Source organism: Chimaeribacter arupi, assembly GCF_002858805.1.
Classification (GTDB): Bacteria; Pseudomonadota; Gammaproteobacteria; order Enterobacterales; family Enterobacteriaceae; genus Chimaeribacter; species Chimaeribacter arupi.
Map to the genome: position 1 here is coordinate 1 of NZ_PJZI01000013.1, position 24261 is coordinate 24261.

The following is a 24261-nucleotide window of genomic DNA, read 5'->3' on the forward strand; positions in this document are numbered from 1 at the left end:
CCTGAACAACCCCGCCGGTACGGCGGTGCATGGCGGCAGCGGGCTGAGCTTCGGGGTGATTGAGGGGCTGCGCGCCCTGCGGCCGGAGGCGCGCTTCCTGGAGCTGGTGCACCGGCTTGACCGCGATACCTCCGGCGTGTTGCTGGTGGCCAAGAAACGTTCGGCATTACGATCGCTCCATGAGCAATTGCGCCTGAAAGGGATGCAGAAAGATTACCTGGCACTGGTGCGCGGGCAATGGCAATCCCATTGCAAAGTGGTGCAGGCCCCGTTGCTGAAGAATATCCTGCAGAGCGGTGAGCGGATTGTGCGGGTCAACAGTGAGGGCAAACCTTCTGAGACGCGCTTTAAAGTCGAAGAGCGCTTTACCTTCGCCACGCTGGTCAAAGCCAGCCCGGTGACCGGCCGTACCCACCAGATCCGCGTTCATACATTACATGCCGGGCATCCGATCGCCTTTGACGACCGCTACGGTGACCGTGAGTTTGACAGCCAGCTGGCGTCAACCGGGCTGAAACGGCTGTTCCTCCATGCGGCGGCGCTGCGTTTTGAGCATCCGGGCACCGGTGAGACACTGCGCATTGAGGCACCGCTGGACGCCGCGCTGCAGCGCTGCCTGCAGGTGTTGCGCAAAGAGGCGAAAGCCTGATGGACTGAAAGGCACCGTAAGGTGCCTTTTTTTACCGCCTTTTTCAGGCAAGCAACGGATTGACCCCCTCCGCCCGTAACATGGCCAACAATGTGATCAGCGGCATCCCGACCAGGGTGTTGGGATCGCGGCCGGATAACCGGTCAAACAGGCTTATCCCTAATGCCTCGCTTTTAAAGCTGCCGGCACAGTCCAGCGGCTGTTCGCGCGCCAGATACCCGTGAATCTCGTCATCAGTCAGTGCCCGGAAATGCACCTCAAAAGGCTCGCAGCAGCACTGCACGGCACCGGTTTCGCTGTTAAGGAGCGCCAGCCCGGTATAAAACGTCACGCATTGGCCGCTGGCCTGCCGCAACTGGGCAAACGCGTTTTCCAGGGTATGCGGCTTGCCGGTAAGGGTGCCGTCCAGGACGCAGACCTGATCTGAACCTATAATCAGGTGGTGCGGGTAAGCCTCTGCCAGAGAACGGGCCTTGGCTGCCGCCAGGCGCTGCACCAGTGACTCCGCCGTTTCACCGGGGCAGGGGGTTTCATCTGCCGCCGGTGCGGCGGCAGTAAATGTCAGGCCGGTTTTTTCCAGCAAAGCCCGGCGGTAGGGCGAGGTAGAGGCGAGAACCAGAGGAAGGGACATATTTTTTCCACAAACCGTAGCGTAATTGAATTCTGCATTTTAAACTATCGGCCGCTGCGGAAGCGAATATTGGTGAAAGGTGCGGTAATCCGGCCTTTTTCTTTGACTCCATGTCGTTACAAAGTTAATATGCGCGCCCTATGCAAAAGGTAAAATTACCCTTGACCATTGATGCGGTTCGTACCGCGCAAAAGCGTTTAGATTACGCAGGTATCTATTCGCCGGAGCAGGTTACACGCGTAGCCGAGTCCGTGGTCAGTGTGGACAGTGATGTAGAAAGCGCTTTATCGTTTAACATTGATAATCAGCGTCTGGCGGTGATTTCCGGGGTTTCGGACGTCACGGTTACGCTCGAGTGTCAACGTTGCGGAAAGACCTTTGAGCACCATGTACACACAACATATTGTTTCAGCCCGGTCGTCAATGATGAGCAGGCTGAGGCATTGCCGGAAGCTTACGAACCGATTAACGTCGATGATTTTGGCGAAGTTGATCTGTTGGCAATGATTGAAGATGAAATCATTCTTTCGTTGCCGGTGGTTCCGGTACATGATTCTGAACACTGTGAAGTGTCCGACGCGGACATGGTCTTCGGTAAACTGCCTGAAGAGGCGGAGAAACCTAATCCATTTGCCGTATTAGCCAGTTTAAAGAAAAAGTAATTGAGGAGTAAGGTCCATGGCCGTACAACAGAATAAACCAACCCGTTCCAAGCGTGGCATGCGTCGTTCGCACGATGCCCTGACCACCACCACTCTGTCTGTGGACAAAACGTCTGGTGAAACCCACCGTCGTCACCACATCACTGCCGACGGTTTCTACCGCGGTCGCAAGGTTATCTGAGTAGCTTTCGCTAATTTTTAGCAAAGCGACAGATGCCTTGGCTTGTCTGACCCTTGCGTTAGATGTAATGGGCGGGGACTTCGGTCCGTCCGTCACAGTGCCTGCTTCATTGCAGGCACTGGCCTCCAATCCAGAGCTCAATCTTCTTTTAGTCGGTGATCCCGACGCGATCTCGCCTTACCTGAACCGAACCGATCCGTCTGTTATGACGCGCTTGCGGGTAATCCCTGCTGAATCGGTGATTGCCAATGACGCCAAACCGGCGCAGGCGATCCGTGCCAGTCGCGGCAGCTCTATGCGTATTGCGCTGGAGCTGGTGAAACAGGGAGACGCGCAGGGGTGCATTAGTGCCGGAAACACCGGCGCATTGATGGGCCTGGCTAAAGTCGTACTGAAGCCGTTGGAAGGGATTGAACGCCCGGCGCTGATGAGCGTCTTACCGCATCAGCAACGCGGCAGGACGGTGGTGCTTGATTTGGGCGCCAATGTCGCGTGCGACAGCACAATGCTGGTGCAGTTTGCCGTCATGGGGGCCGTCATGGCGGAAGAAGTGGTGGGCATCACTCACCCCCGGGTTGCACTGCTGAATATCGGGGAAGAAGAAGCCAAAGGCCCGGATAATATCCGCGAAGCCGCCGCCGTGCTAAAAAGAACGCCAACAATAAACTATATAGGCTATCTTGAAGGCAACGACTTGCTGACCGGTAAGACGGATGTCCTGGTGTGTGACGGCTTCGTGGGTAACGTCACCCTGAAGACCATGGAAGGCGTGATAAGGCTCTTTTTGTCACTCCTCAACTCCTCTGGTGAAGGGAAGAAAAAAACCTGGTGGGTAACGCTGCTGGGTAAATGGTTACAGAAACGCGTGGCAAAGCGGTTCGGTCATTTGAACCCCGACCAGTATAATGGCGCATGTCTGTTAGGATTGCGGGGCACCGTTATTAAAAGCCACGGCGCAGCGAATCAACGCGCATTTGCTGTCGCGATCGAACAGGCTGTGCAGGCGGTGCAGCGGCAGGTCCCAGAGCGTATTGCCGCGCGCCTTGAGGCTGTATTACCCAAGAGTGACTGATCGTAAATGTATACTAAAATTCTCGGTACGGGGAGCTATTTGCCCGTACAAGTGCGTACTAACGCCGACCTCGAAAAAATGGTGGATACTTCCGACGAGTGGATTGTCACCCGCACCGGTATTCGTGAACGCCGTATCGCCGCAGCCGATGAAACCGTCTCCACGATGGGCTTCAATGCCGCGCAAAAAGCGATTGAAATGGCCGGCATCGACAAAGACGATCTGGGCCTGATCATCGTCGCCACGACCTCCTCCAGTCACGCTTTCCCCAGTTCCGCATGCCAGATCCAACAACTGTTGGGTGTAAAAGATGCGGCCTCCTTTGACCTGGCTGCTGCATGTGCCGGGTTTACCTATGCCCTGAGCGTGGCCGACCAGTACATCAAAAGCGGCGCAGTCAAACATGCGCTGGTGATTGGGTCTGATGTCCTGTCCCGCACCCTCGATCCGAACGATCGCGGCACCCTGATCCTGTTTGGGGATGGTGCCGGTGCCGTGGTGCTGGGCGCATCCGAAGAGCCGGGCATCCTCTCGACCCATCTGCACGCCGATGGCCGTTACGGCAACCTGCTGGCGCTGCCGCACCATAACCGCCAGGATCCGGACGGCACCGCGTACCTGACCATGTCAGGCAACGAAGTGTTCAAAGTGGCGGTGACAGAACTGGCGCATATCGTGGATGAAACGCTGTCGGCCAATAATCTGGACCGCAGTGAGCTGGATTGGCTGGTGCCGCATCAGGCCAACCTGCGTATCATCAGCGCCACGGCCAAAAAACTTGGCATGGGGATGGAGCATGTGGTTGTCACGCTTGACCGCCACGGCAACACCTCTGCGGCCTCTGTTCCGGCAGCACTGGACGAAGCGGTCCGGGACGGACGTATTCAGCGCGGTCAACTGGTACTGCTCGAAGCCTTTGGCGGCGGCTTTACCTGGGGCTCGGCGTTGGTTCGTTTCTAATCTGGCAGGAAAAGAATAATGACGACATTTGCAATGGTATTCCCTGGGCAGGGTTCCCAGGCGCTCGGTATGCTGGCTGATTTGGCCGCGCAGTATCCGGTTGTGGAAGAGACATTTGCCCAGGCCTCCGCGGCGCTGGGTTATGACCTGTGGCAGCTGGTGCAACAGGGGCCGGCTGAAGAGCTGAACAAAACCTGGCAGACCCAGCCGGCACTGCTGGCGGCCTCTGTGGCCATCTGGCGTGTCTGGCAGCAGCAGAACGGGGCAACCCCGGCGCTGCTGGCCGGGCACAGCCTGGGCGAATACTCGGCGCTGGTCTGCGCCGGTGTGCTGGATTTCCAGGAAGCTGTTCGCCTGGTTGAACTGCGCGGCAAACTGATGCAGGAAGCCGTACCGGAAGGTACCGGCGCCATGTCCGCCATCATCGGCCTGGACAACGACGCGATCGCCAAAGCCTGTGAAGAATCAGCCCAGGGGCAGGTCGTCTCACCGGTGAACTTCAACTCACCGGGGCAGGTCGTGATTGCCGGCAATAAAGAAGCCGTCGAGCGTGCGAATGCCGCCTGTAAAGCGGCCGGTGCCAAACGTGCCCTGCCGTTACCGGTGAGCGTGCCTTCTCACTGTGCGCTGATGAAACCGGCGGCAGAGAAACTGGCGCAGGCGCTGGAAAACGTGACATTCTCTGCACCGGCCTTGCCGGTGGTGAATAATGTGGATGTCGCCACTGAGCAGTCGCCAGAGGCGATCCGCAGTGCGTTGGTTCGCCAGCTCTACAGCCCGGTCCGCTGGACGGAGAGCGTAGAGTTCATGGCTGCCCAGGGCGTCACGCACCTGATTGAGGTTGGGCCGGGCAAAGTGTTGACCGGGCTGACCAAACGTATTGTTGACACCCTGACCGCGGCCGCCGTAAACGATACGGCCAGCCTGTCAGCGGCGCTTGAACAATAAAAAGAGGAAAACAATGAGCTTCGAAGGAAAAATTGCCCTGGTGACCGGGGCAAGCCGCGGCATCGGCCGGGCTATCGCTGAAACCCTGGTGGCAAAGGGTGCCAAAGTGATTGGTACCGCGACCAGCGAGAAGGGTGCTGAAGCAATCAGTGCTTATCTGGGCGATAACGGTAAAGGTTTGATGTTAAATGTGGTAGATTCCGCGTCGATTGATGCCGTGCTGGCAACAATCCGTGCGGAATTCGGCGAGATCGACATTTTGATCAATAACGCCGGGATTACCCGTGATAACCTGCTGATGCGTATGAAGGATGATGAGTGGCAGGATATCCTGGACACTAACCTGACTTCCGTATTCCGCCTGTCAAAAGCGGTAATGCGCGCTATGATGAAAAAGCGTTTTGGCCGTATCATTACCATCGGGTCCGTTGTCGGCACGATGGGCAATGCAGGGCAGGCGAACTACGCGGCGGCTAAAGCGGGTCTGATTGGTTTTAGCAAATCTTTGGCACGTGAAGTGGCTTCACGTGGCATTACGGTCAACGTCGTGGCGCCCGGCTTTATTGAGACGGACATGACACAGGCGTTGACAGAAGATCAACGCGCAGGCATTTTGGCCCAGGTTCCGGCTAGCCGGCTTGGGGAAGCTAAAGAAATCGCCAGCGCTGTTGCTTTTTTAGCCTCTGATGAGGCTGGCTATATCACCGGTGAAACATTACATGTCAATGGCGGCATGTATATGATTTAAAAATCACGAAAACTATTTGCGTTATTTGGGGTAAACACCGCAAAATAGCGTAAAATCGTGGTTTGACCAGCCGGGATTTAGTTGCATCTTTTTCAACATTTTATACACTACGAAAACCATCGCGAAAGCGAGTTTTGATAGGAAATTTAAGAGTATGAGCACTATCGAAGAACGCGTTAAGAAAATCATCGTTGAGCAGCTTGGTGTTAAGCAGGAAGAAGTTTTAAACAACGCTTCTTTTGTTGATGACCTGGGCGCTGATTCTCTTGACACCGTTGAGCTGGTAATGGCTCTGGAAGAAGAGTTTGATACTGAGATTCCGGACGAAGAAGCTGAGAAAATCACTACTGTTCAGGCAGCTATTGATTTTATCCAGGCTAGCCAGCAGTAAGCGAACATATCTAGGCGGTCATTCGACCGCCTAAGTTTTTTTGTCCCTGAGTATCCATATTTTTTTCCCTCCCTGGAGGACAACCGTGTCTAAGCGTCGAGTTGTTGTGACCGGACTGGGCATGTTGTCTCCTGTCGGCAATACTGTAGAGTCCACGTGGAAATCTCTCCTTGCCGGTCAGAGCGGCATCAGCCTAATCGACCATTTCGATACTACTGCCTACGCAACGCGTTTTGCCGGCTTAGTAAAGGATTTTAACTGTGAAGAATTCATCTCGCGCAAAGATGCACGCAAGATGGATGCCTTCATTCAATATGGAGTTGCGGCCGGTATTCAGGCTATGCAGGATTCCGGTATCCAGGTCACTGAAGAAAACGCAACGCGTTTTGGCGCGGCCATTGGTTCCGGCATCGGCGGACTGGGCCTGATTGAAGAAAACCATACCGCACTGGTCAATGGTGGCCCCCGCAAAATCAGCCCGTTCTTTGTGCCTTCCACTATCGTCAACATGATCGCCGGTCACCTGAGCATCATGTATGGCCTGCGTGGCCCGAGCATCTCTATCGCGACGGCCTGTACGTCCGGTGTGCATAACATCGGCCATGCTGCACGTATCATCGCTTATAACGATGCAGACGTGATGCTGGCAGGCGGCGCAGAAAAAGCCAGCACCCCGCTGGGCGTGGGCGGCTTTGGCGCCGCACGGGCACTCTCTACCCGCAATGAAGACCCGCAAGCGGCCAGCCGCCCGTGGGACAAAGATCGTGATGGTTTTGTGCTGGGTGACGGCGCAGGCATTATGGTGCTGGAAGAGTATGAGCATGCGAAAAAGCGCGGCGCGAAAATTTATGCAGAAGTCGTCGGCTTCGGCATGAGCAGCGATGCCTATCACATGACCTCACCGCCGGAAGATGGTTCAGGCGCTGCCATGGCAATGAAAAATGCCCTGCAGGATTGCGGCCTCTCGACCCATCACATCGGTTACATCAATGCCCACGGTACGTCTACCCCAGCGGGTGACAAAGCCGAAGCTCAGGCAGTGAAATCGGTGTTCGGTGAAGATGCTAAACGCGTGATGGTCAGCTCCACCAAATCCATGACCGGCCACCTGCTGGGTGCGGCAGGGGCAGTGGAGTCAATCTTTGCTGTGCTGGCATTGCGTGATCAGGCGATACCGCCCACCATCAACCTGGATAACCCGGATGAAGGGTGTGACCTGGACTTCGTGCCGCATGAGGCGCGCCAGGTGACCAATCTGGAATATACCTTGTGCAACTCGTTTGGCTTTGGCGGCACCAACGGCTCGTTGGTATTCCGCCGGGTATAAAAAACGACAACGCTCAGGCGAGAAGCATCCTAAGCCCGGCTCTGCCGGGCTTTTTTACAGGTGTGGCGTCCCCTGAGAAAGGGCACCGCCTGCCGCAGGCCGCGGCACCTTCAGCGGTTTCAGGTTGCCTGTATCAACCCCTTTGAGATGACATGCCCCGGAGGTCTCTGATGTATTGGCTCAATGGCCGTTCTGCCGCTGACATTCCCCTGGGTGACCGCGCCGTGCAGTTTGGCGACGGTTGTTTTACCACTGCCCGTATTCTTGGCGGCAGTGTGCAGTGGCTGCCCGCACATCTGACGCGGCTGCAACGCGCTGCCGCGGCCCTGATGATTGAGGGCGTGGACTGGCAGGCGCTTGAACAGGAGATGGTACAGGCGGCTGCCGTATCAGGGCAGGGCGTACTTAAAGTGATCCTTACCCGCGGCAGCGGCGGGCGGGGCTACAGCCCGGCCGGTTGCCTTCATCCCACACGAATCGTTACAACATCCTCTTACCCGGCGCACTACAATGACTGGCGTGAGCGCGGCGTTACGCTGGCGCTAAGCCCGGTAGCGCTGGCGCAAAGCCCCTGGCTTGCCGGCATCAAACACCTGAACCGGCTGGAGCAGGTGATGATCCGGCTGCATCTTGAGCAGACAACGGCGGACGAGGCGCTGGTACTTGACACCTCCGGGATGCTGGTGGAATGCTGTGCGGCCAATTTATTCTGGCGTACCGGGCAGCGGGTGATGACGCCGGACGTCTCGCTTTCCGGCGTGGATGGGATGATGCGGCAGCATATTCTGGCGCTGCTGGCTGACCACCCTGACTATCAGGCAGAGGTTGTGCGTGCACCGATGGCCGCGCTGGCCGGGGCAGAGGAAGTTTTTATCTGTAACGCCCTGATGCCGCTGCTGCCGGTCAATACCATCGGTGAATGGCGCTACCGGTCGCGGGCGCTTTGCCATACGCTGATTCCTTATTGTTAACCCAGGCTGTTGAATGAAGAAAAAACTCAAAGTGATAACATTCCTGGCAGCGGCGTTGTTGGTTGCTGCTGTGTTTATTTACCAGCGGGCTGAACATTTTGCCGGCCAGCGGCTGGCCATCAGCCAGGAAACCATTTTTACCCTGCCGGCCGGGACCGGCCGCAGCGGGCTGGAAACGTTGCTGAATGAGCAGAAGGTGCTGGCACCCAGCCCGTGGTTTGCCTGGCTGCTGCGTATTGAGCCTTCGCTGGCGAATGTCAAAGCCGGGACGTTCCGTTTTACCCCCGGCATGACAGTGCGGGAGATGCTGGCCCTGCTGGTCAGCGGTAAGGAAGCCCAGTTCAGCATCCGCCTGATTGAAGGGCTGCGGCTGCGTGACTGGTTGCAGGTTGCGCAGGCGGCACCCTATCTGAAGCATCAGCTGGCAGGCAAAGATGAGGCGGCCATCGGCGCGGCATTGGGCATGAAACCGGGGGAGCCCGTAGAAGGGCGTCTCTATCCCGATACCTACCTCTACACCGCCGGTATGAGCGATCTCTCCCTGTTCAAACGCGCCTATACGCGGATGCAGAAAACCGTGGACGAGATCTGGGCGCAGCGCGCGCCGAATCTGCCGTATAAAACGCCGAATGATCTGCTGACAATGGCGTCGATTATCGAAAAAGAGACGGCAGTCAGCGAGGAGCGGGATGAAGTGGCCTCGGTATTTATCAATCGCCTGCGTATCGGTATGCGTCTGCAAACGGATCCCACGGTGATTTATGGTATGGGCGACGCGTATAAAGGCAACATTACCCGCAAAGATCTGGAGACGCCGACCCCCTATAACACCTATGTGATTTCCGGGTTGCCGCCAACGCCGATCGCCATGCCCAGCCTGGCCTCCATGCAGGCTGCTGCCCACCCGGCAAAAACCCCCTATCTCTACTTTGTGGCGAACGGGACGGGCGGGCATACGTTCAGCACCAACCTTGAAAACCATAACAAAGCGGTGCAACGTTACCGTGAAATCCTGAAAACCAGTACGGGGCGCTGACAGACCATGAACGGCAAATTTATTGTGATTGAGGGGCTGGAAGGCGCCGGAAAAACCACCGCCCGGGACACCATCGTGGCGGCGTTGCAGGAAGCCGGCATCACCGATCTGGTGTTTACCCGTGAACCGGGCGGCACGCCGCTGGCCGAAAGCCTGCGGACACTGATCAAAGAGGGCATTGAAGGTGAAACCCTCACGGACAAGGCGGAAGTGCTGATGCTCTACGCCGCGCGGGTGCAACTGGTGGAAACCGTGATCAAACCGGCGCTGGCCCGTGGGGCGTGGGTCATCGGCGACCGTCACGATCTCTCTTCCCAGGCTTACCAGGGCGGCGGCCGCGGGATTGATCCCACGATGATGGCCGCCTTGCGGGACATCGTATTGGGGGCCTTCAGCCCGGATTTAACCCTTTATCTGGATCTGCCGCCCGCCATCGGCCTGGAGCGCGCCCGCCAGCGTGGCGCACTCGACCGGATTGAGCAGGAGTCGCTGGCCTTCTTTGAACGCACGCGCGCCCGTTATCAGGCACTGGCAGCAGCAGACCCACGCATCAAAACCATTGATGCCGCGCAACCGCTGCCGGACGTCTCTGCGCAGATTACCGCCACCCTGCGCGCCTGGTTGCAGCAGGGGCACGCCTGATGAACTGGTATCCGTGGCTGAACGCCCCTTATCGCCAGCTGATTGGCCAGTATCAGGCCGGGCGCGGCCACCACGCCCTGTTGATCCATGCCGATGAGGGTAACGGTGATGCGGCGCTGGTGTACGGCCTGAGCCGCTGGCTGCTGTGCCAGCACCCGCAGGGCGAGAAAAGTTGCGGGGAGTGCCACAGCTGCCGCCTGATGCTGGCGGGTAACCACCCTGACTGGCATGTGCTGACGCCGGAAAAAGGCAAGGCGAGCCTGGGGATTGACCGGGTGCGCCAGGTGATCGACGGCCTGTACACCCATGCGCAGCAGGGCGGGGCAAAAGTAATCTGGCTGGCGCAGGCCGAGGCCCTGACGGAGGCGGCCGCCAATGCGCTGCTGAAGACCCTGGAGGAGCCGCCGGAGAAAACCTACTTCCTGCTGGGCTGCCGCACGCCTTCCCGCCTGCTGCCGACCCTGCGCAGCCGGTGCAGCTACTGGCATCTGCAAAATCCGCCGCCCGCCCTGAGCAGCCAGTGGATCCAGCGCCAGCAGCCGGCAGACCCGCAAAGTGTAGAGACGGCGCTGAAACTCAGCCACGGTGCCCCGCTGGCCGCGGCGGCGCTGTTGCAGCCGGAGCGCTGGCAGCAGCGGCAACAGCTCTGCCGGCAACTGAGCAGCCAGTTAACAACGCATGACCTGCTGGCGCTGCTGCCGGTGCTCAATCACGAGGATGCGGCTGAGCGTCTACACTGGTTGTGCACGCTGTTACTGGATGCCATGAAATGGCAGCAGGGCGCGGCGGCTTATCTGCTGAATCAGGATCAGCAGCCGCTGGTGGCGGCACTGGCCGCAACACTGGGCCAGTCAGCCCTGCAATCGCTGATGCAGGGCTGGCTGACCTGCCGGCATCAGTTACTGACGGTCAATGCCGTCAACCGCGAGCTGTTGCTCACCGAACACCTGCTGGCGTGGGAAGCGTTGCTTGCCGCGCCGGATTCTGCTTTCTAACGGTTGTCGAGTTTAAAATTATGTTTTTAGTTGATTCACACTGCCACCTTGATGGGCTGAACTATCAGGATCTCCATACCGGCGTTGACGATGCCCTGGCAAAAGCCCACCAGCGTGATGTGAAGTTTTTCCTGGCGGTGGCCACCACGCTGCCGGGCTACAGCGCGATGCGCACATTGATTGGCGATCGCCCGGATGTGGTGTTCTCCTGCGGCGTTCACCCGCTGAATATGGAGGCCGCTTATGAGGTTGACACCCTGCACCGGCTGGCATCTGACGCGCGGGTCGTGGCGATGGGGGAAACCGGGCTGGATTATTACTACCAGAAAGAGAACCTGCATGTGCAGCAGCAATCGTTCCGGGATCATATCCGCATCGGGCGTGAGCTGAACAAACCGGTGATCGTCCATACCCGTGATGCGCGTGAAGATACGCTGGCCATCCTGCGTGAAGAGCAGGCGGATCAGTGCGGCGGTGTCCTGCATTGCTTCACTGAGGATCAGGCCACCGCCAAAGCGTTGCTGGACCTGGGGTTCTACATCTCGTTTTCCGGCATCCTGACGTTCCGCAATGCAGAGCAGATCCGTGACGCCGCCCGGTATGTCCCGCTGGATCGCCTCCTGGTCGAGACGGATTCGCCGTACCTGGCGCCAGTACCGCACCGCGGCAAAGAGAACCAGCCGGCGTACGTGCGCGACGTGGCGGAATACCTGGCGGTGCTGAAAGGGGTGTCACTGGAGCAGCTGGCGGACACCACCACGAAAAACTTTTCCCAATTATTCCATGTGTCCCCGGCCGCACTGGCCTAATCTTTAGCTGACGATTTTTCGGCGGCGCTTTATTTTCCGGTTCGTAATTAATGCCGGATAAAACGAGGTGCCGCTGTTTAATTCCGGCGATTAATCCGCCTTTTTCACCCCTTTCCCCGGTAAAACGGGGTCTAAAAATGAAAGATACATCTTTTATTTGTAGAAACGTGACTGTTATCAAACATTACAAACGGCATTTATTTTACTCTTCGTAAAAATTAAAGGGGCGCTTCAGACGCCCTGACAGCCGGGGCTTTCTCCCCCGTTCCGGCTGCACACCAGACCGCGCCATCTCTGCTGTCAGGTGCCAGTAGTACCAAAAGCACTATTACTCAGGAGCACACTCAATTATGTTCAAGAATGCATTTGCCAACCTACAGAAAGTAGGTAAATCGCTAATGCTGCCGGTGTCGGTACTGCCCATTGCAGGTATTCTGCTCGGTGTCGGTTCCGCCAACTTCAGCTGGCTGCCTGCCGTTGTCTCCCATGTGATGGCGGAAGCGGGTGGTTCGGTGTTTGCCAACATGCCGCTGATCTTCGCTATCGGCGTGGCACTTGGCTTTACCAATAACGATGGCGTGTCCGCCCTGGCGGCCGTGGTGGCTTACGGCATCATGGTGAAAACGCTGGCGGTGGTGGCACCGTTAGTTCTGCACTTGCCGGCCGAAGAGATTGCGGCCAAGCACCTGGCGGATACCGGTGTGCTTGGCGGGATCATTGCCGGTGCCATTGCGGCGTATATGTTTAACCGCTTCTACCGCATCCAGTTGCCGGAATACCTGGGCTTCTTCGCCGGGAAACGCTTCGTGCCGATTATCTCCGGCCTGGCAGCGATTATCCTGGGCGTGCTGCTCTCCTTCATCTGGCCGCCGGTCGGTACCGCGATCCAGACGTTCTCCCAGTGGGCGGCCTACCAGAACCCGGTGGTGGCGTTCGGCATCTACGGTGTGATTGAGCGTGCGCTGGTGCCGTTTGGTCTGCACCATATCTGGAACGTACCTTTCCAGATGCAGATCGGTGAATACGTGAATGCCGCAGGCCAGGTCTTCCACGGTGACATTCCGCGCTATATGGCGGGTGACCCGGAAGCCGGTAAACTCTCAGGCGGCTTCCTGTTCAAAATGTACGGCCTGCCGGCTGCGGCGATTGCCATCTGGCACTCTGCGAAACCGGAAAACCGTGCCAAAGTCGGCGGCATCATGATCTCCGCGGCGCTGACCTCGTTCCTGACCGGGATCACCGAGCCGATTGAGTTCTCCTTTATGTTCGTGGCGCCGATCCTGTACGGTATCCACGCCATCCTGGCAGGTCTGGCCTTCCCGATCTGTATTCTGCTGGGCATGCGTGACGGGACCAGCTTCTCCCACGGCCTGATTGACTTCGTGGTGCTGAGCGGCAACAGCAGCAAAATCTGGCTGTTCCCTATCATCGGTATCATTTATGGCCTGATTTACTACACGGTGTTCCGCGTATTGATCGCCAAGCTGAACCTGAAAACGCCGGGCCGTGAAGACACGAACGGTGAGCGCTCTACCCAGAGCGGCAGCGAAATGTCTGCGGCACTGGTGGCAGCGTTCGGCGGTAAAGAGAACATCACTAACCTGGATGCCTGTATCACCCGTCTGCGCGTCAGCGTGGCGGATGTCTCCAAGGTTGACCAGGCAGGTCTGAAGAAACTGGGCGCGGCCGGTGTGGTCGTGGCAGGTTCCGGTGTGCAGGCGATTTTCGGCACCAAATCAGACAACCTCAAAACTGACATGGACGATTACATCCGTAATCATTAATGTCTGCTGGGGAGCACCAGAGGGAGGCGAAAGCCTCCCTTTTTTTATGCCTGCTTTTCCAGTGCGGGCATAGCGCATGTCCCGCCGGGCCTGCTTACCGCACGGTGCCAAGCCCGGCGGCGCTGCTCTTTTCTCCGGCAGTCAGCACTGAATGTTTGGAATGAGGTTGAAAGAAATGGAAAATGTCACTCATACTGCGTACATCATTCATGCGTTACTAAAGGACAACCGTCATGGCTGAAGAAACCATTTTCAGTAAAATTATCCGCCGCGAAATCCCGGCGGATGTGGTCTATCAGGACGAGCTGGTCACGGCGTTCCGTGATATTTCGCCCCAGGCCCCCACGCATATCCTGATTGTGCCGAACTTACTGATCCCCACCGTTAACGATGTCGCCGCAGAGCATGAGCACGCATTGGGGCGGATGTTTACCGTGGCGGCAAAAATTGCTGAACAAGAGGGCATTGCGGAAGATGGCTATCGCCTGATCATGAACTGCAACCGGCATGGCGGCCAGGAGGTGTACCACATTCATATGCACCTGGTGGGCGGCCGGCCGCTCGGCCCGATGCTGGCACGCTGACAGGAAACACACTATGCAGGTTTACAGGCGCGCAGGGTGGGCACTGCTGATGGGCATCGCCCTGGCAGGGTGCAGCTCCCCGCAAAAAATTGCGCTGAATACGCAGCAAACCGTGGTGATGGAGTCGCCGGTGCTTACCGCAGGGATTATCGCAGACAAACCCACCATTGCGGATGCCTCCGGGCGCAAAAGCGCCGCGTCTGTGCTGTCAAACAGCCAGATGACCCCGGTAACCGTGCATTACCGCTTCTATTGGTATGATGCGCAGGGGCTGGATGTGCTGCCGTTCCAGCCGCCGCGCACCATTACGCTGGCTCCCGCATCAACGGCCACGATCTATTCGCTGATGGGCAACCTGGATGCCGACAGTGTACGTCTCTATCTTTATCTTTAATCAGTTACCGGAGAGGGTAAATGAAAAAGCTTTTACTTGTGGCTGCGGCCGCGTTAATTCTGTCCGGGTGTATGACCCGGCCGCCGGAAGAGCCGCAGGCACCGGTCACCACCATCCCGACCCAACCGCAGCCTGAACAGCCGCAACCGCAGCCGACCCAACCGCTGCCGCCGACGTCAGAAACCGTGCCGCAGCCGCCGAAAATGCAAAAGCCGATTGACTGGCCGGCCAGCGTGCAGCCGCTGGTGGCCCAGATGCTGAACGCCGGGGGCGTGGAGAGCGGGGGCGTACTGCTGCTGGATAATGTGAAAAACAGCACCAACGGCACACTACAGACCAGCGCCGCGACGGCCGCCCTCTATGATGCCCTGGGCGGCAGCAGCACCTTCTCGGTGGTGCCGGCCAGCCAGCTGATCCAGGCCAAGCAGGCGCTCGGCCTGTCTGCCGACGACAGCCTGGTCTCCCGCAGCAAGGCGATTGGCCTGGCGCGTTACCTCAAGGCGCAGTATGTGCTTTACAGTGACGCCAGCGGCAGTGCCAAAGCCCCGACACTGGAGATGCAATTGATGCTGGTACAGACCGGCGAAATCGTCTGGTCGGGCAGCGGTGACGTACAGCGTTGATCCCAGCCTGATTGTCAGCCTGAAACAGCTCCTGCCGGCGGTCGATACCGCCGGTTGCTGTTTTAGCCCGGTGGCCGGCTTATCCGGGGAGAGCTGGCGCATCCAGACCCCACAGGGGGAGTATCTGGCCCGCCGCCAGACCCGGGAAATGGCGGAAATGGGCGTCAGCCGCCGCCGGGAGCTGCGGATGCTGCGCCGCCAGCGCCAGGGTGCCGTGGGGCCGCCACCGCTGGGGCTGCACGGGGACTGGCTGCTGGTGGCCTGGATTGGCGGTGAGCCATTGCCGGATGCGGCGTTTGGGCCTGATGGGGCACTGGCACCGTTGCTGGTCAGGCTGCACCGGCAGCCGCGCGGCGGTTCTCCGCTGGTGCTGAAGGCGGCCCTGGTCAGGTCGGGGCAGCAGATCGATCGCACCCGCCTGACGCCGCGCTGGCTGCGTTACCATCAGGCATTGCTGCGCGCGCCGTTGCCGCCGGTGCTGAAGATAGCGCCGCTGCACATGGATATCCATGCCGGCAATATCATCGTGACCGGCGGTGGCTGGCGGCTGATTGACTGGGAGTACGCCGCCGACGGTGATATCGCCTGCGAACTGGCGGCGCTGGTGCGCGGCAACGGCTGGTCAGCACAACAGCAGACAGCCCTGGTGGCCGCCTACTGTGCGGCGGGCGGCTACGGCGATGCCGGAAGGCTGTACACAGCGGTAACCCGCTGGCTGCCGTGGATCGACTACCTGATGCTGATGTGGTACGAAGTCCGCTGGCAGCAAACACACACTATTTCATTCAGGGCGGCGGCTGATGGCCTGCACGCCCGGTTACAGAGTCGATAACAGCGGAACCGACAGGTTCCCAAGCAGGCAGTCAAGGGAGAGTACCGTGGGTCCGGTAATGTTAGATGTGGAAGGGTATGAACTGGATGCAGAAGAACGTGAAATTCTGCGCCATCCGCTGGTCGGCGGGTTGATCCTGTTCAGCCGTAATTTTCATGATGCCGCGCAGTTGCGCGAGCTGGTGCGCCAAATCCGCCAGGCCTCACATGACCGGCTGGTGGTGGCGGTGGATCAGGAAGGCGGCCGGGTGCAGCGTTTCCGTGACGGCTTCACCCGCCTGCCGGCGGCCCAATCTTTTGCGGCGCTGAATGATGCGCAAGAGGGCGGGCGGCTGGCCGAAGAGGCGGGCTGGCTGATGGCCGCCGAGATGATCAGCATGGACATCGACATCAGTTTTGCCCCGGTGCTGGACATCGGCCACCGCAGCGCGGCGATTGGCGAGCGATCCTTCCATGAGGAGCCGCAGATTGCCCTGGCGATGGCGGAGCGCTTTATCCTCGGCATGCAACAGGCCGGGATGAAAAGCACCGGCAAACACTTCCCCGGCCACGGGGCAGTGGCTGCGGACTCCCACAAAGAGACGCCGCGTGACCCGCGCCCGCTGGCGCAGATCCGCGAACATGACATGCTGATTTTCCGCGAGCTGATTGCCCGCCGCCGCCTGGATGCCATCATGCCTGCGCATGTCATCTATACTGAGGCCGATCCGCGCCCGGCCAGCGGTTCACCCTGGTGGCTGAAGCAGGTGCTCCGCCAGGAGCTGGGCTTTACCGGCATCATCTTCTCGGACGATCTCTCCATGGAAGGCGCAGCCATTATGGGCAGCTACGCGGAACGCGGCCAGGCCGCGCTGGATGCCGGATGCGACATGATCCTGGTGTGTAACCACCGCGCCGGGGCCGTCAGCGTGCTGGATAACCTGACGCCGGTCAACGCAGGGCAGGTTGCACAATTGTATCATCGCGGTAAATATACCCGGCAGGCGTTGTTAGACTCGCCGCGCTGGAAGCAGGCCAACCGGGAGCTTACCGCCCTGGATGACCGCTGGCAGGCGCATAAACAGCAGAACGCCGGGTGATTATCCGGCCCCGGCCATCCAGGCCGGGGCCGTTTCACATCATACGGGGAAAAACATGATCATTTATCTGCATGGTTTTGATTCAACCAGTCCCGGCAATCATGAAAAAGTGCTGCAACTGCAATTCATCGATCCTGATGTCAGGCTGATCAGCTACAGCACCCTGCATCCACGCCACGATATGCAATTCCTGCTGAAAGAGGTGGATAAAGCGCTCCAGCAAAACAGTGACGACCGCCCGCTGATTTGTGGAGTGGGGCTGGGCGGCTTCTGGGCAGAGCGTATCGGTTTTCTCTGCGGTATCCGCCAGGTCAGCGTCAACCCCAACCTCTGGCCGGAAGAGAACATGCCCGGCAAAATCGACCGGCCGGAAGAGTACCTCGACATCGCCACCAAATGTGTCAGTGATTTCCGCGAGCGCAACCGTGACCGCTGTCTGTTGATCCTCTCCCGTCAGGATGAGGTGCTGGACAGCCGCCGCAGTGCGGCCGCGCTGCACCCTTATTACCCCATCCTCTGGGATGAGCAGCAGGGCCATAAATTCAAAAACCTCTCCCCGCATTTGCAACGTATTAACGCGTTTAAAACCGTAAGCTGACGCCTGTTTTGTGCCAAGACCGGCCCGCTTCAGCTGGCCGGTTTTTTTGTGCGTTTTTGCTGGTTTCCTGCACGCTGCCTGCGCTTTTTTTCAGCATATAACCTGTGCCGGCAGGTGAGATTATTCTTAATAACTTAATGATTTAAATGCATTAAAATCGCCTTGTGTCTACAAAATAAACAAAAAAGTTTGATGCACATCAATTTTGGTATGACCAAATAACCCCGCATGCTATTCTGGCCCCAGATGCAGGTTTAATTTACGCGAACCCTATGTTTTCTAAGGACATTATTTTAACTTTTAGATTACAAATGGTTCACATTTGAGGGGGTCAAATTGACTACGCCAATGAAAAAGATCGTCATCGTAGGTGGTGGTGCAGGCGGGCTGGAGCTGGCAACCAGCCTGGGGAATAAATTAGGCCGCAAAAACAAGGCTGAAATTGTGTTGGTCGATCGCAATAACAGCCATTTATGGAAACCGTTGCTGCACGAAGTGGCCACCGGCTCACTGGACGCCGGGGTAGATGAACTGAGCTACCTGGCCCATGCCCGCAACCACCATTTCGTGTTCCAGCTCGGGTCAGTCACTGACATCAACCGCGAGAGCAAAACCCTGCAACTGGCAGAGATCCGCGATGCCCAGGGTGATGTGCTGGTTGCCGCGCGTGAAATCAGCTACGACTACCTGGTGATGGCGCTGGGCAGCACCTCCAATGACTTCGGTACGCCGGGCGTCAAAGAGAACTGCATCTTCCTCGATAACCCGCATCAGGCGCACCGTTTCCACAACGAGATGCTGAACCTGTTCCTGAAATTCTCCGCGAACCCGGCTGACCGTGAGCAGGTAAACATCGCCATTGTCGGCGGCGGGGCCACCGGGGTGGAGCTCTCTGCGGAACTGCACAATGCGGTGAAACAGCTGCACAGCTACGGTTTCCAGGGGCTGGATAATAAAGCGCTGAATGTGACGCTGGTGGAGGCCGGGGAACGCATTCTGCCGGCGCTGCCGCCGCGCATCTCAGCCGCCGCCCATCAGGAGCTGACCAAGCTCGGCGTGCGCGTGCTGACCAACACCATGGTCACCAGCGCCGATGCGGGCGGCCTGAACACCAAAGGCGGCGAGTACATTGAAGCCGATCTGATGGTCTGGGCTGCCGGGATCAAGGCACCGGACTTTATGAAAGAGATCGGCGGCCTGGAAACCAACCGCATCAACCAGCTGGTGGTCGAACCGACCCTGCAAACCACGCGTGACCCGTTCATCTATGCCATCGGTGACTGCGCCTCCTGCCCGCAGCCGGACGGCAAATTTGTGCCGCCGCGCGCCCAGTCTGCGCACCAGATGGCCTCCCGCTGCTATGACAACCTGCTGTTGCAGCTCAACGGCCATGACAACAAGCTGAAGCCGTATATCTATAAAGACAACGGCTCGCTGGTGTCACTCTCCCGCTTCAGTACCGTGGGCAGCCTGATGGGTAACCTGATGCGCGGCTCGATGATGATCGAAGGGCGCATCGCGCGTTTCGTTTACGTCTCGCTCTACCGTATGCACCAGGTGGCGCTGCATGGTTACCTGCGTACCGGCCTGATGGTGCTGGTGGGCAGTATTAACCGCGTCATCCGCCCGCGGCTGAAATTACATTAAGCCTGTTTAGGTGACCCAAGGCCCGCCATCCCCGGCGGGCCTTATTCTTTCCCACGTTACGTTGACCGCATAAAATTTTACTTAAGCACGCTTTACCCTTCAGACAACTCCTAAACCTGCGGTTTTCCCCGTGAAAATGCCACTTTTCGTCCACGTCTCTTATTGCCGGATGCGTAATCCAGAGGCACACTCCTTTCCATCAGAAGGGGGCAGAGCAGGTATCACTGCCCCTGTCCGGGCACCCGGCCGCGGTACGATGCGTCGTCTGACGGCCGGGGTGTACCGGGCATGTAACATGGCATAAGAATGAACCGGGAGGATGTCCTGTGAATAAATCAATGGCCGCAGGTATCGGTATTGGCATTGCCGCCGCGATGGGTATCGCCGCCGTCGCCAGCAATATGGAAGCGTTCTCCGGCCCGCAATATGCGCAGGTAGTGAATGCCACACCGATTACGGAAACCATAAAAACGCCGCGCCAGGAGTGCCGTGACGTCACCGTCACCCACCGTCGCCCGGTGCAGGATGAACACCAGATCGCCGGCTCAGTATTGGGTGCGGTGGCCGGTGGGGTGCTGGGCCACCAGTTTGGCGGCGGCCGCGGGCGCGATGTCGCCACCGTGGCCGGGGCGCTGGCTGGTGGCTATGCAGGGAACCGCGCGCAGAGCAGCCTGCAGGAGAATGACACCTACACCACCACGAAACAGCATTGCAGCACGGTGTATGAGAAAACCCAAAAAACCCTGGGGTATGACGTCACCTATAAAATCGGTGACCAGCAGGGCAAAGTGCGGATGGATCGTCAGCCGGGCAACCAGATCCCGCTGGATCGTAACGGCCAGCTGATTCTGAACGACAGCAACCGCACCTGACAGCGCAGTATCTATAGAAAAATTGCGCCCGCGCACAGTGTTAGTTCTGATCGTTTACCCGCCTGAGGCAAGGTAAGCGAGTGGCATTAACATTGGCGCGGGCTTTCTTATGGGGAAAATACCGGGCAGCGGCCGCCGCCCGGCAGGGGGTCAGAGCGTGTGCTCAGCAAAGGCCTTCAGGTGGCTGTCCAGGAATTGCAGCCGCAGGTTGCGCTCGGTTAAATCGCGGTTGAATTTCAGCTTGGTCGGGCCATCCAGCCGGTAGACCTGCGGCTCTTTCTGCAACAGGCCAATCAGGTAGGCCGGGTCGACGCGGTTCTGTTCGCCGAATTCAATAAAGCCGCCGCGCTCATTGCCTTCAATGCGCCGGATGCCCAGCGCCTGCGCTGCCAGCCGCAACGCGGCGATGTCGAGCAGGTTGCGCGCCGCATCCGGCAGCAGGCCAAAGCGGTCAATCAGCTCAACTTTGATCTCCTCCAGCTCACCGGCCTGTTTGGCGCTGGCGATGCGTTTATAGAACGAAAGCCGGGTGTTGACGTCAGGCACGTAGGTTTCCGGCAACAGCGACGGCATCCGCAGCTCTACCTCAGTCTGGTTGCTGGTGAGATCCTCCAGTGACGGCTCGCGCCCCTCTTTCAGCGCATTCACCGCGCTCTCCAGCAGCTCCATATAGAGCGTAAAGCCGACGGTGGTCATCTGCCCGCTCTGGTCTTCACCCAGCAGCTCACCGGCCCCGCGGATCTCCAGATCATGCGTGGCCAGCGCGAACCCGGCCCCCAGATCTTCCAATGAGGCGATCGCCTCCAGCCGTTTCAGTGCATCGCCGCTCATCGCCTTGGGCGGCGGGGTGAGCAGGTAGGCGTAGGCCTGGTGGTGGGAACGCCCGACCCGGCCGCGCAACTGGTGCAGCTGCGCCAGCCCGAGGTGATCGGCCCGTTCAATGATGATGGTATTGGCGCTGGGGATGTCGATGCCGGTTTCGATGATGGTGGTACACACCAGCACATTGAAACGCTGGTGGTGGAAATCATTCATCACCCGCTCCAGGTCGCGCTCGCGCATCTGGCCGTGGCCGACCGCAATCCGTGCCTCCGGCACCAGTTCGGTCAGGCGCTGAGCCGCCTTTTCAATATTTTCCACGTCGTTATAGAGGTAGTACACCTGCCCGCCGCGTAATACCTCACGCAGGATCGCCTCGCGCACCACCAGGCTGTCATATTCGCGCACGAAGGTTTTCACCGCCAGCCGCCGCGCCGGCGGGGTGGCAATGATCGACAGGTCGCGCATCCCGCTCATCGCCATGTTCAGCGTCCGCGGGATCGGGGTGGCCGTCAGGGTCAGGATGTCCACATCGGCGCGCATCGCCTTGATACGCTCTTTGTGGCGCACACCGAAACGGTGCTCCTCATCGACAATCAGCAGGCCGAGGTCTTTCCAGCGCAGATCGCTCATCAGCAATTTATGGGTGCCGATAATGATGTCGACCTTGCCCTCGACCGCCTCATCAATCACCACCTGCTGCTCTTTGGCGCTGCGGAAACGCGACATCAGCTCAATACGCACCGGCCAGTTGGCGAAGCGATCGCGGAAGTTATCATAATGCTGCTGGGCGAGCAGGGTGGTCGGCACCAGCACTGCCACCTGCTTGTGGTTTTCCACCGCCAGGAACGCGGCGCGCATCGCCACCTCGGTCTTGCCGAAGCCGACGTCGCCGCACACCAGCCGGTCCATTGCCAGCGGCCGGCACATGTCGCTCAGCACGGCATTGATCGCCTGCTCCTGATCCGGCGTGGTTTCGAACGGGAAGGACTGGCAGAACAGCTGGTATTGCTCGCGGTCATGTTTAAAGGCGTAGCCCTCTTTGGCGGCGCGCTGGGCATAGATGTCGAGCAGCTCAGCCGCCACATCCCGCACCCGCTCGGCGGCTTTCTGGCGCGCCCGGCCCCAGGCTTCACCGCCCAGTTTATGCAGCGGGGCGTTTTCATCCGCGCCCCCGGCATAACGGCTGATCAGGTGCAGCGAAGAGACCGGCACATAGAGTTTGTCCTCCCCGGCATAGGTCAGGATCAGGTATTCCGCCTTGATGCCGCCGGCTTCCAGCGTGGTCATGCCTGCATAGCGGCCGACGCCGTGCTCCAGATGCACCACCGGCTGGCCGGGGTGCAGCTCCGCCAGGTTGCGGATCAGCGTTTCGGTGTTGATGGTCCGGCGGTTGTCCTGGCGGCGGCGGCTGACGCGCTCGCCCAGCAGGTCGCTTTCGCACACCAGCGCCAGCTCACGCGGGCGGTCGAGGAACCCGCGCTCACTGGCGCCGATCATCAGGTAGTGGCCCGGCGCTTCCGCCTGCTCCAGGCGCTCAATCAGCACCGGGCGTAATTTAATCCGCGCCAGCAAATCCTGCAGGGTTTCACGGCGGCCCTCACTCTCCACCGAGAAGATCAGGCGGCCGGTAAAGGCTTCCGCAAAACGGCGCAAGGTATCAAGCGGCGATTTCTGCTGCGGCTCCACCGCCAGTGACGGCAGCGGCTCATAGCCTAAATTGGTGTTGGCGGCTTTCTCCGGCAGCTGCTCAGTTTTCAGTTGCACCCGCGGCCACTGTTTCAGCTCGGCGAACAGGGCATCAACCCGCAGCCACAGGGATTCCGGCTCCAGCAGCGGGCGCATCGGGTCAACGCGGCGGTTCTCATAGCGCTGGTTCACGTCCAGCCAGAAACGCTCAGCTGACGCCTCCAGATCGCCGGTATTCACCAGCAGGGTATTTTCCGGCAGGTAGCTGAACAGCGTGCTCAGCGGTTCATTGAAGAACAGCGGCTGCCAGTACTCAATCCCGGCCGGGAAGGTGCCTTTGCTGACCTGCTGGTAGATGTGCTCCGGCTCACGGCGCACATCAAATTTTTCCCGCCACTGGCTGCGGAACAGCTCAATCGCCGCTTTATCGGTCGGGAACTCATGCGCCGGTAACAGGTTAATGCGATCCACTTCGCTCAGGGTGCGCTGGGTATCCACATCAAACACCCGCAGGCTGTCGATCTCGTCATCAAAGAAATCGAGGCGGTACGGCTCCTCGCTGCCCATCGGGTAGAGGTCAAGCAGCGCGCCGCGGGTGGCGTACTCACCATGTTCCATCACCTGATCCACACTGCGGTAGCCCGCCTGCTCCAGCTGGGCGCGCAGTTTGTCACGCGAGAGGCGCTGCCCTTTTTGCATCACCAGCGCGTGGCCGTGCAAAAACGCATGGGGGCAGACGCGCTGCATCAGGGTGTTGACCGGCAGGATAATGACCCCGCGCGCCATCGTCGGCAGCTGGTAGAGGCTGGAGAGGCGGGCGGAAATGATCTCCTGGTGCGGGGAGAAGCTGTCATAGGGCAGGGTTTCCCAGTCCGACAGCGCCGTCACCAGGTGTGAGGTGAACTGCTGGATCTCATCACGCAGCCGCAGGGCATTTTGCATGTCAGGGGCGATCAGCATCACCGGGCCATCATGGCGCTCAATGATCTCGGCGCACTCGACGGCGCAGGCTGAGCCGGTCAGTTGACCAAGCACACGGACATCGCCGCGGCGGGCGGGCAGGGAGTAACGGTATGTGTGAGGCATAGGCAGTTTTACATTCTCTTGTTCAGCAACGGGCCATCCCGGTCAGTCGGGCATCTTGCCCGCCGTATCGTGAAGCCGCAGGTTCGCGGCAGCACACGCATCAGGCTGGCTTACCAGCGCAGAAAACGCGATGCAGTAAGTATAAGCAACCCTGAAAGCCTGGTAGTTAATAGATAAGTACCGACACAAGTACTTACTAAAGGAAGTGGTTCCCTAATGCGGTTGTAGCCTTT

25 protein-coding genes are annotated in these 24261 nt (G+C 58.9%); 23 read left to right on the forward strand and 2 right to left on the reverse strand.

Annotated features, from left to right (window positions below; genetic code table 11):
* Positions 1-649: 23S rRNA pseudouridine(955/2504/2580) synthase RluC (gene rluC, locus CYR52_RS09295; RefSeq protein ID WP_101828482.1), on the forward strand; the 649-nt coding region annotated here is incomplete at its 5' end.
* A 43-nt stretch (positions 650-692) separates the two neighbouring features.
* Here the strand turns inward: rluC and CYR52_RS09300 are convergent.
* Complete coding sequence (locus CYR52_RS09300; RefSeq protein ID WP_101828483.1) at positions 693-1280, reverse strand: Maf family protein; 588 nt, start codon at positions 1278-1280, stop codon at positions 693-695.
* Positions 1281-1420: 140 nt separating this feature from the next.
* Here CYR52_RS09300 and yceD point away from each other — a divergent pair, with 140 nt between their 5' ends.
* The 22 genes from yceD to CYR52_RS09410 all read left to right on the forward strand — a co-directional run bounded on the left by yceD (position 1421) and on the right by CYR52_RS09410 (position 20434).
* Entirely contained in the window at positions 1421-1942 is a 522-nt protein-coding gene (gene yceD / locus CYR52_RS09305; RefSeq protein WP_072925435.1) for a 23S rRNA accumulation protein YceD, read from the forward strand.
* A gap of 16 nt (positions 1943-1958) precedes the next feature.
* Positions 1959-2123, forward strand: coding sequence for a 50S ribosomal protein L32 (gene rpmF, locus CYR52_RS09310; protein WP_072925431.1), 165 nt, complete (start codon positions 1959-1961; stop codon positions 2121-2123).
* Between the two features lie 37 nt (positions 2124-2160).
* On the forward strand, positions 2161-3195 hold the full coding sequence (gene plsX / locus CYR52_RS09315; protein ID WP_072925428.1) for a phosphate acyltransferase PlsX: 1035 nt from the start codon (positions 2161-2163) through the stop codon (positions 3193-3195).
* A 6-nt stretch (positions 3196-3201) separates the two neighbouring features.
* Positions 3202-4155 carry a beta-ketoacyl-ACP synthase III gene (locus CYR52_RS09320; RefSeq protein ID WP_072925426.1) on the forward strand — a complete coding sequence of 318 codons (954 nt, stop codon included), beginning with the start codon at positions 3202-3204 and terminating at the stop codon, positions 4153-4155.
* Between the two features lie 18 nt (positions 4156-4173).
* A complete protein-coding gene (gene fabD / locus CYR52_RS09325) occupies positions 4174-5103 on the forward strand; it encodes an ACP S-malonyltransferase (protein ID WP_072925423.1) in 930 nt (309 codons plus the stop codon).
* A 13-nt stretch (positions 5104-5116) separates the two neighbouring features.
* The gene (gene fabG / locus CYR52_RS09330; RefSeq protein ID WP_072925420.1) at positions 5117-5851 is read left to right on the forward strand and encodes a 3-oxoacyl-ACP reductase FabG; all 735 of its coding nucleotides are present in this window, start codon (positions 5117-5119) and stop codon (positions 5849-5851) included.
* Between the two features lie 154 nt (positions 5852-6005).
* On the forward strand, positions 6006-6242 hold the full coding sequence (acpP, locus tag CYR52_RS09335; protein WP_072925418.1) for an acyl carrier protein: 237 nt from the start codon (positions 6006-6008) through the stop codon (positions 6240-6242).
* 85 nt (positions 6243-6327) lie between these two features.
* A complete protein-coding gene (gene fabF / locus CYR52_RS09340) occupies positions 6328-7569 on the forward strand; it encodes a beta-ketoacyl-ACP synthase II (RefSeq protein WP_072925415.1) in 1242 nt (413 codons plus the stop codon).
* A gap of 170 nt (positions 7570-7739) precedes the next feature.
* Positions 7740-8540, forward strand: coding sequence for an aminodeoxychorismate lyase (pabC, locus tag CYR52_RS09345; RefSeq protein ID WP_101828484.1), 801 nt, complete (start codon positions 7740-7742; stop codon positions 8538-8540).
* A gap of 13 nt (positions 8541-8553) precedes the next feature.
* Positions 8554-9576, forward strand: coding sequence for an endolytic transglycosylase MltG (mltG, locus tag CYR52_RS09350; protein WP_101828485.1), 1023 nt, complete (start codon positions 8554-8556; stop codon positions 9574-9576).
* Positions 9577-9582: 6 nt separating this feature from the next.
* Positions 9583-10218 carry a dTMP kinase gene (tmk, locus tag CYR52_RS09355; RefSeq protein ID WP_072925406.1) on the forward strand — a complete coding sequence of 212 codons (636 nt, stop codon included), beginning with the start codon at positions 9583-9585 and terminating at the stop codon, positions 10216-10218.
* The gene (holB, locus tag CYR52_RS09360) at positions 10218-11213 is read left to right on the forward strand and encodes a DNA polymerase III subunit delta' (protein WP_101828486.1); all 996 of its coding nucleotides are present in this window, start codon (positions 10218-10220) and stop codon (positions 11211-11213) included. Before tmk ends, holB begins: the two co-directional genes overlap by 1 nt.
* A gap of 20 nt (positions 11214-11233) precedes the next feature.
* Positions 11234-12022: a metal-dependent hydrolase gene (locus CYR52_RS09365; protein ID WP_101828487.1), complete on the forward strand. Its 789-nt coding sequence runs from the start codon at positions 11234-11236 to the stop codon at positions 12020-12022.
* Between the two features lie 350 nt (positions 12023-12372).
* Positions 12373-13806 (forward strand): PTS glucose transporter subunit IIBC, encoded by a 1434-nt coding sequence (ptsG, locus tag CYR52_RS09370; protein ID WP_072925383.1) that lies wholly within the window; start codon positions 12373-12375, stop codon positions 13804-13806.
* Between the two features lie 233 nt (positions 13807-14039).
* Positions 14040-14390 (forward strand): purine nucleoside phosphoramidase, encoded by a 351-nt coding sequence (gene hinT / locus CYR52_RS09375; protein WP_072925380.1) that lies wholly within the window; start codon positions 14040-14042, stop codon positions 14388-14390.
* A 13-nt stretch (positions 14391-14403) separates the two neighbouring features.
* On the forward strand, positions 14404-14784 hold the full coding sequence (locus CYR52_RS09380; protein ID WP_072925377.1) for a YcfL family putative periplasmic lipoprotein: 381 nt from the start codon (positions 14404-14406) through the stop codon (positions 14782-14784).
* A 20-nt stretch (positions 14785-14804) separates the two neighbouring features.
* Positions 14805-15407 carry a penicillin-binding protein activator LpoB gene (gene lpoB, locus CYR52_RS09385; protein WP_101828488.1) on the forward strand — a complete coding sequence of 201 codons (603 nt, stop codon included), beginning with the start codon at positions 14805-14807 and terminating at the stop codon, positions 15405-15407.
* The gene (locus CYR52_RS09390) at positions 15391-16239 is read left to right on the forward strand and encodes a phosphotransferase (protein ID WP_101828489.1); all 849 of its coding nucleotides are present in this window, start codon (positions 15391-15393) and stop codon (positions 16237-16239) included. The genes lpoB and CYR52_RS09390 overlap by 17 nt, the downstream gene beginning before the upstream one ends.
* Before the next feature lie 46 nt (positions 16240-16285).
* On the forward strand, positions 16286-17317 hold the full coding sequence (gene nagZ / locus CYR52_RS09395) for a beta-N-acetylhexosaminidase (protein ID WP_101828490.1): 1032 nt from the start codon (positions 16286-16288) through the stop codon (positions 17315-17317).
* A gap of 55 nt (positions 17318-17372) precedes the next feature.
* A complete protein-coding gene (gene ycfP / locus CYR52_RS09400; protein WP_072925367.1) occupies positions 17373-17915 on the forward strand; it encodes an alpha/beta hydrolase YcfP in 543 nt (180 codons plus the stop codon).
* A 336-nt stretch (positions 17916-18251) separates the two neighbouring features.
* Positions 18252-19562, forward strand: coding sequence for an NAD(P)/FAD-dependent oxidoreductase (locus tag CYR52_RS09405; protein WP_072925364.1), 1311 nt, complete (start codon positions 18252-18254; stop codon positions 19560-19562).
* Between the two features lie 326 nt (positions 19563-19888).
* Positions 19889-20434, forward strand: a complete 546-nt coding sequence (locus CYR52_RS09410; RefSeq protein ID WP_101828491.1) for a glycine zipper 2TM domain-containing protein — start codon at positions 19889-19891, stop codon at positions 20432-20434.
* Between the two features lie 150 nt (positions 20435-20584).
* Here the strand turns inward: CYR52_RS09410 and mfd are convergent, their stop codons facing one another.
* Positions 20585-24028 (reverse strand): transcription-repair coupling factor, encoded by a 3444-nt coding sequence (gene mfd, locus CYR52_RS09415; RefSeq protein WP_072925360.1) that lies wholly within the window; start codon positions 24026-24028, stop codon positions 20585-20587.
* Positions 24029-24261: the final 233 nt, after the last annotated feature.